Source organism: Aquihabitans sp. McL0605 (assembly GCF_049993875.1).
In the GTDB taxonomy this organism is placed as follows: Bacteria; Actinomycetota; Acidimicrobiia; order Acidimicrobiales; family Iamiaceae; genus Aquihabitans.
In genome coordinates, this window is the sequence record NZ_CP188252.1 from 3,568,882 (window position 1) to 3,582,688 (window position 13,807).

The following is a 13,807-nucleotide window of genomic DNA, read 5'->3' on the forward strand; positions in this document are numbered from 1 at the left end:
GGGTGCGGCCCACCTCAGGGGTGGCGCCGGCTCCAGGCGATGTCGAAGCAGCGGGCGTCGAGGCGGCCGGGGGCGGCGTGCTCCCAGGCGCCGAAGGCGGCGACACGGCTGTAGTCGGTCCAGGCGATGGCGTCGGGGGCCTGCGTGCGGCGCACGATCTGGCGCATGCCGCCCTCGTGCACCACGTAGCCGGCCCACACGCCGGGGAAGTCCTTGGTGGAGCCGACCTGCGTCACCACCACACCCGCTCGCCCCCAGCGGCGGTGGCGGTGGGTGTGGCCGCTGGTGACCAGCACGTGCGGGTGGGCGGCCCCCAGCAGATCGAGGAACGACGCGCTCTCGTCGCGCCCGATCCCGGGCGGCCAGCCCTCGGGGAGGCGGTGCGGCTGGAGCTGGTGGTGGAGGGCGATCAGCACCCCGCCCGCCGGATCGGCTTCAGCCACGGCGTCCATGACGTCGTGCAGGACCGGCGCCAGCGTGCCGCCGTGGCGTCCGCCTCGGGTGGTGTCGATGAGCAGGACGCGCAGCCCGGGCAGGTCGCGCACCGTGAGCGGCTGGGCGATCGAGAGCCCGAACGCACCGGCGGCTTCGGCAGGGGTGAGGGCGTGGCGGGCCTCGGGGTGGCCGTGGTCGTGGTTGCCGGGCAGGCCGTCGACGGGCACCGGCACCTCGGCGAGGAGGTCGGCGTACTGCCGCCACTCGCTGGGGTTGCCCTTGTTGGTGAGGTCGCCCTTGGCGACGATGGCTTCGGCACCCCACGCCACCGCCTCGCCGAGCGCGGCGCGGGCGCAGCGCACCGGGTGCGGGTCGGGGTGGAGGAACGGATCGTCGATGGTGCCGCGGTGGCCGAACACCTCGGTGCCGAGGTGCAGGTCGCTGACGGTGGCGATCCGGCAGAGCTCTTCGCCGGGGAGCGCGGCGAGGGTGCGGGCCAGCAGGCGCACCGGTCCGGCCAGGGAGGCGCCGCTCGCCTCGACGGTGAGCAGGCGCCCGGACGGCAGGCCGGTGAGGAGGACCGCCCCCGGCGTGGCGTCGACCTGGAGCGTGACGTCGCAGTCGACGTCGTCCTCGACCACCCGCAGGCGCAGCGGGCCGGGCGCGAGGAGGCGCCAGGTCAGCTGGATGGCGTCGTGGTCGACACCGAACACCCAGATCGACGGGGTCCGGCGGTTGAGGATCACCCGAGCGCCGCGCCCAGCTCTGCGGGCACCCGATCGGCCAGGGCGACGGTGACCCACATCCGCTCGATGTGCTGGCGGACCAGCGTGGCGCCCTGCTTGGGCGGGTTGGCCTCGAGGAACTCGACCACCTGCGTGGCGAGCTTGCGGTCGGTGATGCCGCGGATCCCCTCGATGAGGCGGGGCACGGTGCTCGACGGGAACTGGGTGGTGATCTGCTCCCACCGTTCGGTGAGGAACGTCCACACCTCGGCGCTGGCGTGGCGGTTGGCGAGGGCCCGGCGCAGGAGGAACAAGGCGTCCTGGGCCCGGATCTCGTCGGTGAGGCACAGCTCGCAGAACCGCAGCACCAGCGACGTGTCGTCGGTGTCGGCGAGGGCACCCTGGTGGCGGAGGGTGTCCTGCGCGGTGCGGGCGGCGGCGGCGCGGCGGCGCAGCTCCTCCCACGTGTCGGCGTTCGCGGTGGAGGCCACGACGCGCACGACGGCATCGGCCAGGTCGGCATCGACCGCGGCCGGGTTCTCGCCGAGGGCGGCGAAGTGGGCGGCGGCCTGCTCGCGGCGGGAGGTGTCGTTGCCCGTGCGGGCGAGGGCGTCGAACAGCGAGGCCCGCAGCGCGGTGGTGCGCTCGGGCTCGCCCGGCACGCGGGTGTCGCCGAGGCGCTGGAGCGCAGGGCCGAGCAGGGCGCGGACCCAGCCCTCGAACGACGCCTCGTTGTCGTCGCCGGCCGTGCGGCTGAGGCTGCCGAGGGCACCGATGGTGCGCTGCCAGACCGAGAGGTCCTCTTCGTTGGCCAGGCTCCGGGCCAGGTTGAGGAACCCGGCGACCGAGCCCCGGCCGGCCAGGATCAGGGCCCACTCGTCCTCGACCAGGCCGTAGCGCTCGAGCGGCGACGCCACCTCGAGGGCACTGGCCGCCAGGGTGGCCAGCTCGGCATCGGCGAGCTCGACGCGGTAGAAGCCGTTGCCCTCGTGGTTGCCGACGATCCAGTCGGGCACGTGCTCGACCTCGACCGTGGCCTGGTGCTCGGTGAGCAGCAGGCGGTGCAGCGACGTCTCGTCGCCGTGGCCCAGCCGCAGCACGACGGGCACCGACCGGGGCTCTTCGGTGGGGAGCTCCACCCCCGCGGCGGCGTCGGGCTGGAACGAGAAGCGGTCCTGGGTGACGGTGAGCGAGGTGCCGTCGGCCGACCGCTCGATGCCGATGACCGGGTGGCCGGGCCGGAAGATCCACGAGTCCATGATCTGGCGGACCGGTTCACCGGTGGCGTGCTCGATGGCGTCCCACAGGTCGGTGGTCTCGGTGTTCGAGAACTTGTGGGTGTCGAGGTAGTGGCGGATGCCGGCCTGGAAGCGGTCCTCGCCCAGGTACTGCTGGAGCATCCGGACGACCGACGCGCCCTTCTCGTAGGTGAGGACGTCGAACATGCCCTCGGCGTCGGCGGCGGTGACCACCTCGTACTCGATGGGCCGGGTGGTGGTGAGCGAGTCGGTGTCGAACGCGGCCGACCGGGCCAGCCCGAAGTCGGTCCAGCGCTCCCACTCGGGCCGGTAGGCGTCGGTGGTGAGCATCTCCATGAACGTGGCGAAGGCCTCGTTCAGCCAGATGCCGTTCCACCAGCCCATGGTGACGAGGTCGCCGAACCACATGTGGGCGATCTCGTGGGCCACGACGTCGGCCACCCGCTGCAGCTCGGCCTGGGTGGAGTGGTCCTGGTCGAGCAGGAGGGCGGTCTCGCGGAACGTGACGCAGCCCAGGTTCTCCATGGCCCCGAACGCGAAGTCGGGGATGGCGATGAGGTCGAGCTTGTCGCCGGGGTAGGGGATCCCGTACCACTCGGCCAGGAAGTGCAGCGAGAAGGCGCCCACGTCGAGCGCGAACGGGGTGAGGTCGGCCTTGCCGGGAGGGGCGATGACCCGCAGCGGCACGCCGTCGACGTCGACCGTCTCGCTGGCCTCGAGCGGCCCGATGATGAACGCCACCAGGTAGGTGGACATGTGCATGGTGGGGGCGAAGTGGACGCGGCGCCGGCCGTCGGGCAGCTCGTCGACCGCGGTCTCCATGGCGTTGGACACGGCGAACAGGCCGTCGTCGACCACCAGGCGGATGGCGAAGGTGGCCTTGAACGCCGGCTCGTCCCAGCACGGGAACGAACGGCGGGCGTGGGTGGACTCGAACTGGGTGCACGCCAGCGTCTGGGTGACGCCGGCATCGTCGACGAACGTGGACCGGTAGAAGCCCACCAGCTTGTCGTTGAGCTCGCCGGTGAAGCTGGTGTGGAGGGTCCAGGACCCCGGCTCGGCGGGGGTGGAGAGCGTGAGCGTGACGGTCTCCGACGGGGTGTCGAACGAGGGGGTGGCCTCGATGCGGACGTCGTCCTGCTGCAGCCACGCCTCGGAGATCTCCAGGTCGAGGGCGTGCAGGATGAGGGTGTCGGTGGCCTCGGCGACCACCACCGTCACTGCCTCGGTGCCGGTGAACGTGGCGGCGTCGAGGTCGGGGATCAGCTCCAGGTCGTAGTGCGACGGCACCACGGTGGTGGGCAGGCGGTTCAGGTCGTGCTCGGGCACGGGGTTCCTCGTCAGCAGGTGGCGATCAGGACCCGGCCGAGGCTACCGGCGGGGCCGTGGACCTCAGGGCAAGAACACGCCCTCGATGCTCGACACCGTGGTGATGCCCCGCACGTTGCCCACGTCGATCTTGTACAGGAAGTCGGTCTTGGCCACCTCGGTGACGCTGGACGGCACCGGGTCGGGCGAGCCGCCGCTCAGCGAGGTGACGGTGGCATCGGGGACCACGGCGAGGCGCCGGACCGTCTGGTTCTGGTTGCGGATGTAGTAGTCGTTGTCGACGAAGTCCTGGTCGGCGGGGATGGCGCCGTCTTCGTGGGCGGCGGCCACCGCGTCGGCGCCGGTGAGGAAGTCGACCTTGTCGAAGATGATCACCTGGACGGCCTGGCCCTCCACCGTGCCGTTCTCGATGCCGGCGATGTAGCCGTAGTGCTTCCCGTCGGGGAGCGTTTCGAGCTTGGTGGTCTCGGTGTCGACCCCCTCGCTGCTGAGGGTGGTGGACGTGGTGCCGCCCGCAGCGCTGCTGGTGGAGGTGGTGCCGTCGGTGGTGGAGGTGGTGGTGCCGGCATCGGCCGTGGTGGTGGAGGCGGCGGTCGTGGTGGTGCTGTCCGCCTGGTCGCCGCCGCTCGAACCGCAGGCGGCCAGCAGCGCGGCCATCGCGACGGCGGCCGCGGCGGTGCCGAAGCGAAGGGTGGACGAGCGGGTCATGGCTGGCTCCTGGGGAGGGGGAGGGCACGGTCGTGACGTGGGCGCCCACGCTAGACGGGCCGGTGCCGCGCCCCTGGCCAGCGGTCCAGGTTCCGTCCGAGACGCCCTGCCCGCCTAGGGTTTCCGCCTTGTGAGCAGCCCTACGGACCAGTCACCCGCCTTCGACGTGCTCGGGATCGGCAACGCCCTCGTCGACGTGCTGAGCACCGAGGCCGAGTCGTTCATCGACGAGCTGCACCTCACCAAGGGCTCGATGACGCTGATCGACACCGAGCGGGCCCAAGAGATCTACGCCGCCATGGGCGACGACAAGACCGAGGCCTCCGGTGGCTCCGCGGCCAACACGCTGTCGGGCGTCGCCTCCTTCGGCGGGCGGGCGGCCTACATCGGCCGGGTGAAGGACGACGGCCTGGGCAAGGCGTTCGGCCACGACCTCAACTCGCTCGGGGTGCACTTCTCCGCCGACCTGGCCACCGATGGCGACCCCACCGGCCGCTGCATGATCGTGGTCACCCCCGACGGCGAGCGCACCATGAACACGTACCTCGGCGCGTCGGCCACCCTGTGCGCCGACCACCTCGACCTCGACCTGATCGCGTCGGCCAAGGTCACCTTCCTCGAGGGCTACCTCTTCGATCGCGACGAGGCCAAGGCCGCCTTCCGGGTCGCCGCCGAAGCGGCCCACTCGGCGGGCCGCAAGGTGTCGCTGACGCTCTCCGACAGCTTCTGCGTCGACCGCCACCAGGCCGACTTCCTCGAGCTGGTCCAGGGCGGCGTCGACATCCTCTTCGCCAACGAGGAGGAGATCATGAAGCTCTACGGCGTCGACTCCTTCGATGCGGGCATCGCCGCCGTGCGGGGCAGCTGCGAGATCGCGGCGGTCACACGCGGCCGCCACGGGTCGGTCGTGGTCACCGCCGACGAGGTCGTCCCCGTCGAGGCCCACCAGGTCCCCAAGCGGGTCGACACCACCGGCGCCGGCGACCTCTACGCCGCCGGGTTCCTCTACGGCTGGTCGCAGGGCCGCACCCTCCAGGAGTCGGGCCGCCTCGGCTCGATCGCCGCCGCGGCCGTCATCGGCCACATCGGTCCCCGTCCGGGCATGAACCTCGCCCAGACCGTCTCCCTCCTCGGCTGACCCGCCGGCGTTCCACCTCGCCCGCCCGGCATCCCGGGTGGCGGTGCGGTCTCGTGTCGCAGGGACACGGTTCTGCACGTCGGCGGGGGTGCTCGGGCAGACTGGCCGCCATGAGCTTCCCTGATCCGGTCGAGCAGCCCTACGAGGCGGCCCAGGCATCGGCGGCGGCGCTGGCGGCGGCCACGGGCGCCGATCGCCACGACATCGCCATCGTGCTCGGGTCGGGGTGGAAGCCGGCCGCCGACCAGATGGGCGAGGTGGCGGCCGAGCTGCCCATGACCGACCTGGGCGGGTTCCCCGAGGCGTCGGTGCAGGGGCACGGCACGTCGGTGCGGTCCATCGTCAACGGCGACCGCCGCATCCTTGCGTTCATGGGCCGCGTCCACCTCTACGAGGGCCACCACCCCAACGTGGTGGCCCACGCCGTGCGGACGGCCGTCCGGGCCGGGTGCTCCACGGTCGTGCTCACCAACGCCGCCGGCGGCCTGCGGCCCGGCATGTGGCCCGGCCAGCCCGTGCTCATCTCCGACCACGTGAACCTCACCGGGCGCACGCCGCTGCTCGGCCCCAACGACGACCGGATCGGGCCGCGGTTCCCCGACATGTCGACGGCGTACTCGCCCCGGTTGCGAGACCTGGCCCGCTCGGTCGACCCCACCCTGGAGCAGGCCGTCTACGGCGGGTTCCTCGGCCCCACCTACGAGACCCCCGCCGAGGTGCGCATGGCTCGCACGCTGGGCGCCGATCTGGTGGGCATGTCCACGGTCATCGAGACCATCGCCGCGGTGCACGCCGGCGCCGAGGTGCTGGCCGTCTCGCTGGTCACCAACCTGGCGGCCGGGCTGTCCGACGAGGTGCTCGACCACGACGACGTGCTGGCGGTGGCGGCCCACAGCGCCGAGCGGATGGGTGGGCTCATCGCCCAGATCGTGGGGCGGACCTGATGGCCGGCACCGCCAACCCACCCGTCGATCCCGAGCTGGTGCAGCGGGCCTGGTCGTGGGTGGCCGCCGATCCCGACCCCACCACCCGCGAGGAGCTCGACGCGATCATCGAGGCGGCCGAGGGTGGCGACCCTGCGGCTGCGGCCGACCTCGCCGAGCGCTTCGCCGCCGACCTCGACTTCGGGACGGCCGGGCTCCGCGGCGCCCTGGGCGCCGGCCCCAACCGCATGAACCTGGCGGTCGTCACCAGGGCCGCCAACGGCATCGTGTCGTGGCTCCGCTCCGACGGTCCGGCCGATGCCGCCGCCCGGGGCGTGGTGGTGTGCTTCGACGCCCGTCACCGCTCCGCCGACTTCGCCACCCGCAGCGCGGCCATCTTCGCCGAGGCCGGGATCCGCGCTCACCTGCTGCCGGGCCCGCTGCCCACGCCGGTCCTGGCGTTCGCCGTGCGCCACCTCGGTGCCGCGGCCGGCGTGATGGTCACGGCCAGCCACAACCCGCCGCAGGACAACGGGTACAAGGTCTACGACGGGACCGGCCGCCAGATCGTCGGCCCGTTCGATGCCATCATCGCCGCGGCCATCGACGCCACGCCCCGTGCGGTCGACGTGCGCTACGCCGACGACGGCGACCCCGACATCGTCCACGTGGGCGACGAGCTGCTCGCCGCCTACGTCGCCGGTGCCTCGCAGGTGGGCCTGGTGCCCGAGGCTCGCTCGGTCCGGGTGGCCTACACCGCGATGCACGGCGTGGGGGCCGCCACCTTCCGCCGGGTCTTCGAGGCGGCCGGCTTCGAGCCCGCCCACGAGGTGGCCGAGCAGGTCGAGCCCGACCCCGACTTCCCCACGGTCGCGTTCCCGAACCCCGAGGAGCCCGGTGCTCTCGACCTCGGCCTGGCCACGGCCCGCCGGGTCGACGCCCAGGTCCTGATCGCCAACGACCCCGATGCCGATCGGTTGGGAGCCGCCGTGCCCGACCCGGGCTCGCCCGGCGGGTGGCGAGCGCTGCGGGGCGACGAGATCGGCGCGGTGCTGGCCGACCACCTGCTCTCCAACGGGGGCATCGCCCCGGGCGCCACCCTGGCCACCACCATCGTGTCGTCCACGCTGCTCGGGAAGATGGCCGCGGCGGTCGACGTCCGCTTCGTCGAGACCCTCACCGGGTTCAAGTGGGTCTGCCGGGCGGCGGGGCCCCACGGGCACCTGGGCTTCGGCTACGAGGAGGCGCTCGGCTTCTGCATCGGCGACCTCGTGCACGACAAGGACGGCATCACCGCCGCGGTCGTGTTCGCCGAGGCCGTCGCCGCCCTGGCCGACGAGGGGCTGACGGTGCTCGACGTGCTCGACGAGCTGGCCATCGCCCACGGCGTCCACCAGACCACCCAGTGGTCGGTGCGGATCCCCGGCGCCGATGCGATGGAGGTCATGGCGGCGGCCATGCACCGCATGCGGACCGGCCCTCCGACGGAGCTGGCCGGTCGTCCGGTGATCCGCACCGACGACTTGATCGATGGCGATGCCGGACGTGGCTTCGTGCCCAGCGACGTGCTGATCTGGCACCTCGACGGGGCCCGGGTGGTGGTGCGGCCGAGCGGCACGGAGCCCAAGCTCAAGGCCTACGTCGAGGTGGTCGAGCCCGTGGAGTCGACCACCGAGCTGCCCGAGGTGCGGGCGCGCGCCGTCGCCGAGGTGCAGCGCCTGGTCGACGCCGTCGCCGCCGCCACCGGCCTCACCTGAGGGGTCAGTCCCTGGGGGAGAGGACGCAGAGCTCGTTGCCCTCGGGGTCGGCCAGGACCACCCAGGACTCGTCGCCCTGCTGGCCGACGTCGACGGGGCGGGCGCCGAGCGCCTCGAGGCGGGCCACCACCTCGGCCTGGTCCTGGTCGGCGGCGGGGGCCAGGTCGAGGTGGATCCGGTCCTTGGCGTCGCTGGCGCCCATGGTGGGGCGGGTGATGATCTCGAACGGGAGGCCGCCGTCGGGCGGGGTGAGCACCACGTAGTCGGGGTCGTCGCGGGTGACGGTCCACTGGGTGGCCGCGGCCCACAGGTCCTTGAGGGCGCCGGCGTCGTGGGCGGCGAGCGTGAACCCGGCGACCGACCCGAGGTGCGCGTACTCGGGTCGGGGGTCGAGCACGCAGAAGTGGTTGCCCTCGGGATCAGCCAGCACCACGAACGGGGCATCGTCGGCCTGGCCCACGTCGGCTGGCGTCGCACCCATCTCCGTCAGGCGCGCCACCGTGGCCTGCTGGTCGCTGACCGAGAAGCTGTTGAGGTCGAGGTGGATGCGCTCCTGGCCCTCGTGGGGGTGCTCGACCGCCACGAACGACAGCTCCGGGTACGGGTGGGTGCCGTCGGGGTCGAGGCGCTCGCAGAGGTTGACCTCGCCGTCGCCCTCGTAGCAGATGATCCAGCCGAGGGCCTCGGACCACCACGTGGCCAGGGCCTCCGGGTCCCGGGCGTCGACGGTGAGGCTCTCGAGGCGCATGCTCATGACCTTCCCCTACCCGTCGGGACGGCCGGGCACACGTGGCGCTGGTGGTGGCGCCGCGATCGGGCCGCTCAGGCGGTGCCGTAGAGACGGTCGCCGGCGTCGCCCAGGCCCGGGACGATGTACGACACCTCGTTGAGGTGGTCGTCGATGGATCCCACCACCAGCTCGTCGGCGAGGCCGCTCCGGTCGAGCGCGGCCACCCCCTCAGGCGCGGCCAGCACGCACACGGCGACCAGGCGGCCGGGGTTGCGGTCGCGCAGGAGCCCGCACGCGTAGATGAGCGATCCGCCCGTGGCGAGCATGGGGTCGAGCACCAGCACGTCGCGGCCGTGGAGGTCGTCGGGGACCGAGTTCATGTACGGCTCGGGGATCAGGGTCTCCTCGTTGCGGGCCACGCCGATGAACCCCGTGGGGCAGTCGGGCAGGTAGCGCAGCACACCGGGGAGCAGTCCGAGCCCGGCGCGCAGGATCGGCACCGCCATGGGAGGCTCGGTGACCCGCACCCCCTCGGTGACGGCCATCGGGGTGGTGATCTCGACGGTCTCCACCCGCAGGCTGCGCGTGGCCTCGTAGACCAGAATGCCGGCCAGGTCGTCCATGGCGACGCGGAACGCGGCCCGATCGGTGTCCTGGTCGCGGAGGGTGGACAGGGCCCGGCCGGCGAGCGGGTGGTCGACGACGGTGGTCAGCACCCTCCCATGATGCGCACACCGGACCGGTCGGGTGCGGGAGGGTGGCCGAGCCTCCTGGCTGACACCGTCGTCGGTGGGTTCGGCCCCAACTGCTGGCACCATGGCTCGATGCAACGTGCCGAGCTCGCCCGGATGATCGACCACACCCTGCTCGATGTGGCCGCCACACCTGGACAGGTGGCGATGTTCTGCGGGGAGGCGTCCGACTTGGGGGTCGCCGCCGTGTGCATCGCCCCGAACCGCCTCCCGCTGGCGGCCTACGCCGTACCCGACGACATCGCGGTGTGCACGGTGGTGGGCTTCCCCTCGGGTGCGCACCGGTCCGAGGCCAAGGCGGCCGAGGCCGCGCAGGCGGCCTCCGAGGGGGCCACCGAGCTCGACATGGTGATCGACCTGGGCTTGGCGTCCGCCGGGCTGTGGCACCGCGTGCGCGAAGACATCGCCGCGGTGCGCGCCGTGGTGCCGTCGCCCCTGATCCTCAAGGTGATCATCGAGTCGGCGGCGCTGGCCGACGACGACGCCATCGTCTCGGCCTGCCAGGTGGCCGAGGATGCCGGTGCCGACTTCGTGAAGACCTCCACCGGCTTCCACCACGCCGGTGGTGCCTCCCTGCACGCCGTGGCGCTGATGGCCAAGACCGTCGACGGCCGGCTGGGCGTAAAGGCGTCGGGCGGCATCCGCAGCCTCGGCGCCGCGCTCGACATGATCGACGCCGGCGCCACCCGCCTGGGGTGCTCCGCCAGCCGCCAGATCCTCGAAGCCCTGTAGATCCGTCGAGCGGCCCGACCGTCACCCGTCCAACCGCACGAACTTGTTGCACTGAGTGCTGCATGGAGCACTGGCTGCAACAAGTTCAGGTTTGGGTCGGGTTTGGGGCGGGTGTTGGCGGGGTCAGCGCTCGTCGGGGGTCAGCCACTTCGAGGTGGTGACGGGCTCCCAGGCGGCGAGGGCGTCGAGGAGCTCGGTGCCGTCGGTGGAGGACACGATCATCTGCCGGTGGCCGGGGCGGAGGAAGCCCTGCTCCACCGTGGTGTCGAGGAAGGCGAGGAGCGGGGCGTAGAAGCCGGCGACGTCGAGCAGCCCGACCGGCTTCTCGTGGATGCCGAGCTGGGTCCACGTGATGGCCTCGAACAGCTCCTCGAGGGTGCCGACGCCGCCGGGCAGGGCGATGAACGCGTCGGCCCGGTCGGCCATCGCCATCTTGCGCTCGTGCATGGAGCCCACGATGAGCAGCTCGGACAGCCCGATGTGGCCGACCTCCCGGTCCCACAGGTGCTGGGGGATCACGCCGGTGACCTCGCCGCCGCCGGCCAGCACGGCGTCGGCCACCACCCCCATCAGGCCGACGGCCCCGCCGCCGTAGACCAGGCCGATGCCGCGCTCGACGAGCAGGCCGCCGAGGTGCTCGGCCGCGGCCGCGTAGGCGGGCTCGGTGCCGTGGTTCGACCCGCAGAAGACGGCGACGCTCCGGATCGGGCCGCTCACGGGGCGGTGCGGACCGACGTGCCGAGGCCCGAGGCCTTCAGCGCGGCGTATCCGGGCTTGATCTGGTCGTCGATGATCCGCAGGCGCTTGTCGAACGGCCAGAAGCTGCTCTTCATGGCGTTGATCGTGAGCCACTCGAAGTCGTCCCAGCCCCACCCGAAGGCCTCGTGGAGGTTGGCGAACTCGCGGGACATCGAGATGTCGCTCATGAGACGGTTGTCGGTGTTGACCGTGACCCGGAACCGGAGCTGCCGGAGCAGTCCGATCGGGTGCTCGGCGACCGTGTCGCACACGCCGGTGTGGACGTTGGAGGTGGGGCACATCTCGAGCGGGACCCGCCGGTCGCGGACGAACGAGGCGAGCCGCCCCATAGAGATCTGCCCGCCGTCGCCCACCTCGATGTCGTCGATGATCCGGACGCCGTGACCCAGCCGCTCGGCGCCGCAGATCTGCAGCGCCTCCCAGATGGACGGCAGGCCGAACGCCTCGCCGGCGTGGATGGTGATGTGGGAGTTGGCCTGGGCGATGGTGCGGAAGGCGTCGAGGTGGCGGCTGGGCGGGTTGCCCGACTCGCTCCCGGCGATGTCGAAGCCCACCACGCCTTGGTCGCGGTGGCGCAGGGCGACCTCGGCGATCTCGGTGGAGCGGGCGGCGTGGCGCATGGCGGTGACGAGCAGGCCCACCTCGATGCGGCGGCCGGAGCTGGCCTTGTCGAACCCGGCGAGGATGGCCTCGACCGCCTCGTCGGGGGTGAGGCCGCCGTCGATGCACAGCTCCGGGGCCATGCGCACCTCGGCGTAGACCACGCCGTCGTCGGCCAGGTCCTCGACGCACTCGGCGGCGACGCGCTCGATGTGCTCCGGGGTCTGCATGCAGGCGACGGTGTGCTCGAAGGTGTCGAGGTAGAGGTCGAGGTCTCGCCGGTTGGCACCCTCGGTGAACCAGGCCTGGAGCGCGTCGGGGTCGGTGGTCGGCAGCTCGTGGCCGACCTCGGCCGCGATGTCGATCACCGTGGAGGGTCGCAACCCGCCGTCGAGGTGATCGTGCAGGAGCACCTTGGGCGCCCGCCGGATGGAGTCCATGTCGATCCGCTCTGCCATCAGAGGACCATACCGGCGGCCACGGATCGGTGAGCGGCCGTTTGGTGAACGCCTAGTGGAAGGTGGGGCCGGGCCACGACATGGTGAGGAGGCGGCGGACCTCGGAGGGGGCGTCGGGGTCGGGGAGGTCGATGCCGGTGTCGGTGAACCCGGCCGCCCGGTAGGCCCGCATGGCGCGGAGGTTGCGGGGGTTGGGGTCGATCCAGACCTCGGGCGAGTCGGGTGCTCGGGCGCGCAGGACGTGGTGCACGAACTCGAGCACCAGGCGGCGGCCGTGGCCCCGGCCGACGTAGTCGGGATCGCCGATGGCGATGTCGAGGGCCACGGTCCCCGGCGGGATGGCGAGGCCGGGGTACCACTCGGCTTCGTCCTCGACCCGGTACCACTGCACGAACCCGACGGGCACGCCCTCGACCTCCATCACCCACGGTTCGACGGGGTGCTCGCCCTCGACGCGGTCGCGGTACTTGGCCTCGACGCCCTCGACGGTCTCCGATGCGTCGTCCCACCACTCGGCCACGTGGGGCTCCTGGAGCCAGGCGCTGAGCTGGGGCAGGTCCTCGAGGACCATGGGCCGGAAGCTCAGCTGCTCGTCGTGGCGGTCCGGCGTCATCGTGGATCGATCCTCATCTGCCCGGGTGGGGGATCACGCGGCGTCGAACCCCCGGAGCGGGAGGTCGGGTGAACGCTGCAACCAGTTCTCGGCGGGGTAGCTGGTGGCTCCGTCGATGATGTGCACCGTATAGGCGTGCCGGCTGCGCGCACTGCGATTGACGTCGCTCCAGTGGGGGAGCAGACCGTGGAGGAGCACCATCGTCCCGGCCTCGGCCTCGAGCGGGACGAGCTCGCTGCCGCCGGGCTCCGGGAAGGGCGTGGCGTCGAGCTCCTCGAACGAGGTGCCACCGCCGGGCTCGCGCACGAACCGCTTGCGCAGCGGGGTGCGGTGGCCACCGGGCTGGGCCCACAGGCACCCGTTCTCGAGGGTGGCGTCCTGGAGGGCGACCCAGAAGCCCACCACCGACATGGGGTCGGTGTAGAGGAACGTGGAGTCCTGGTGGCAGCTGACCTCGCCCCCGATGTGCGGCGGCTTGAAGATGTACATCGACTGGAGCAGCAGGGGGCGGGCGATGCCGATCGACGCAGCTGCGTCGGCGAACGCGGCCTGCCGGCTGAACGAGTCGAACACCGGGTCGAGGTCGTGCATGGCGTGGCCGATCTTGTTGATCGACCGCGCCTTGTCGTGGACGAGCCGGCCGTCGGGGCCGAACGCCTCCTCCTCGAAGAAGCAGGAGATGTTGTCGCCCGATGCCATGAAGTACTCGTCGGAGGTGCGCGTCTGCTCGTGGGTGGAGAAGATCGACACCGTGGCCGGGTCGAACGCGGTGACGATCTCGTCGGCCCGCTGCATCAGCTCCTGGCAGCGAGCGGGGTCGATCGCGCCGGGGATGGTGAGGAAGCCGTCGCGCTCCCAGGCATCGAGCTGGTCGGCATCGAGGTGCATG

The 13,807-nt window shown here is 72.3% G+C and carries 13 protein-coding genes; 4 read left to right on the forward strand and 9 right to left on the reverse strand.

The genetic code is table 11. The features are described 5' to 3' along the window. Positions 1-14: 14 nt before the first annotated feature. From ACPPVX_RS16460 to ACPPVX_RS16470, 3 genes are all read right to left on the reverse strand, one after another. Positions 15-1,181 carry a metallophosphoesterase family protein gene (locus ACPPVX_RS16460; protein ID WP_426571660.1) on the reverse strand — a complete coding sequence of 389 codons (1,167 nt, stop codon included), beginning with the start codon at positions 1,179-1,181 and terminating at the stop codon, positions 15-17. Beyond that, complete coding sequence (locus tag ACPPVX_RS16465) at positions 1,178-3,748, reverse strand: M1 family metallopeptidase (protein ID WP_426571661.1); 2,571 nt, start codon at positions 3,746-3,748, stop codon at positions 1,178-1,180. The genes ACPPVX_RS16460 and ACPPVX_RS16465 overlap by 4 nt, the downstream gene beginning before the upstream one ends. A gap of 63 nt (positions 3,749-3,811) precedes the next feature. Next, the gene (locus ACPPVX_RS16470; RefSeq protein ID WP_426571662.1) at positions 3,812-4,456 is read right to left on the reverse strand and encodes a hypothetical protein; all 645 of its coding nucleotides are present in this window, start codon (positions 4,454-4,456) and stop codon (positions 3,812-3,814) included. 130 nt (positions 4,457-4,586) lie between these two features. On the opposite strand from ACPPVX_RS16470, the gene ACPPVX_RS16475 reads away from it, so the two are divergent. The 3 genes from ACPPVX_RS16475 (at position 4,587) to ACPPVX_RS16485 (ending at position 8,274) form a co-directional block, all read left to right on the forward strand. Next, positions 4,587-5,594 carry an adenosine kinase gene (locus ACPPVX_RS16475; RefSeq protein ID WP_426571663.1) on the forward strand — a complete coding sequence of 336 codons (1,008 nt, stop codon included), beginning with the start codon at positions 4,587-4,589 and terminating at the stop codon, positions 5,592-5,594. Between the two features lie 101 nt (positions 5,595-5,695). After that, the gene (locus ACPPVX_RS16480) at positions 5,696-6,538 is read left to right on the forward strand and encodes a purine-nucleoside phosphorylase (RefSeq protein ID WP_426575048.1); all 843 of its coding nucleotides are present in this window, start codon (positions 5,696-5,698) and stop codon (positions 6,536-6,538) included. Beyond that, positions 6,538-8,274 carry a phospho-sugar mutase gene (locus ACPPVX_RS16485; protein WP_426571664.1) on the forward strand — a complete coding sequence of 579 codons (1,737 nt, stop codon included), beginning with the start codon at positions 6,538-6,540 and terminating at the stop codon, positions 8,272-8,274. The genes ACPPVX_RS16480 and ACPPVX_RS16485 overlap by 1 nt, the downstream gene beginning before the upstream one ends. 4 nt (positions 8,275-8,278) lie before the next feature. On the opposite strand, the gene ACPPVX_RS16490 is transcribed toward ACPPVX_RS16485, so the two are convergent. Beyond that, entirely contained in the window at positions 8,279-9,028 is a 750-nt protein-coding gene (locus tag ACPPVX_RS16490) for a VOC family protein (protein ID WP_426571665.1), read from the reverse strand. Between the two features lie 68 nt (positions 9,029-9,096). Continuing rightward, a complete protein-coding gene (gene upp, locus ACPPVX_RS16495) occupies positions 9,097-9,720 on the reverse strand; it encodes a uracil phosphoribosyltransferase (RefSeq protein WP_426571666.1) in 624 nt (207 codons plus the stop codon). A 108-nt stretch (positions 9,721-9,828) separates the two neighbouring features. Here upp and deoC point away from each other — a divergent pair, with 108 nt between their 5' ends. Further along, complete coding sequence (gene deoC / locus ACPPVX_RS16500; protein ID WP_426571667.1) at positions 9,829-10,488, forward strand: deoxyribose-phosphate aldolase; 660 nt, start codon at positions 9,829-9,831, stop codon at positions 10,486-10,488. Positions 10,489-10,611: 123 nt separating this feature from the next. On the opposite strand, the gene ACPPVX_RS16505 is transcribed toward deoC, so the two are convergent. Genes ACPPVX_RS16505 through ACPPVX_RS16520 form a run of 4 tightly spaced genes read right to left on the reverse strand, consistent with a single transcriptional unit; the run spans position 10,612 to position 13,806 of the window. After that, positions 10,612-11,205: a TIGR00730 family Rossman fold protein gene (locus ACPPVX_RS16505; protein WP_426571668.1), complete on the reverse strand. Its 594-nt coding sequence runs from the start codon at positions 11,203-11,205 to the stop codon at positions 10,612-10,614. Then, entirely contained in the window at positions 11,202-12,305 is a 1,104-nt protein-coding gene (locus ACPPVX_RS16510; protein ID WP_426571669.1) for an adenosine deaminase, read from the reverse strand. Before ACPPVX_RS16510 ends, ACPPVX_RS16505 begins: the two co-directional genes overlap by 4 nt. A 52-nt stretch (positions 12,306-12,357) precedes the next feature. Continuing rightward, positions 12,358-12,918 carry a GNAT family N-acetyltransferase gene (locus tag ACPPVX_RS16515; RefSeq protein ID WP_426571670.1) on the reverse strand — a complete coding sequence of 187 codons (561 nt, stop codon included), beginning with the start codon at positions 12,916-12,918 and terminating at the stop codon, positions 12,358-12,360. A gap of 33 nt (positions 12,919-12,951) precedes the next feature. Further along, entirely contained in the window at positions 12,952-13,806 is an 855-nt protein-coding gene (locus ACPPVX_RS16520) for a phytanoyl-CoA dioxygenase family protein (RefSeq protein ID WP_426571671.1), read from the reverse strand. Position 13,807 lies beyond the last annotated feature (1 nt).

Coding starts and splice junctions, on each gene's coding strand:
- ACPPVX_RS16485 (WP_426571664.1), top strand. CDS start 6,538: ATGGCCGGCACCGCCAACCCACCCGTCGATCCCGAGCTGGTGCAGCGG.
- ACPPVX_RS16490 (WP_426571665.1), bottom strand. CDS start 9,028: ATGAGCATGCGCCTCGAGAGCCTCACCGTCGACGCCCGGGACCCGGAG.
- ACPPVX_RS16515 (WP_426571670.1), bottom strand. CDS start 12,918: ATGACGCCGGACCGCCACGACGAGCAGCTGAGCTTCCGGCCCATGGTC.
- ACPPVX_RS16520 (WP_426571671.1), bottom strand. CDS start 13,806: ATGCACCTCGATGCCGACCAGCTCGATGCCTGGGAGCGCGACGGCTTC.
- ACPPVX_RS16470 (WP_426571662.1), bottom strand. CDS start 4,456: ATGACCCGCTCGTCCACCCTTCGCTTCGGCACCGCCGCGGCCGCCGTC.
- deoC (WP_426571667.1), top strand. CDS start 9,829: ATGCAACGTGCCGAGCTCGCCCGGATGATCGACCACACCCTGCTCGAT.
- ACPPVX_RS16510 (WP_426571669.1), bottom strand. CDS start 12,305: ATGGCAGAGCGGATCGACATGGACTCCATCCGGCGGGCGCCCAAGGTG.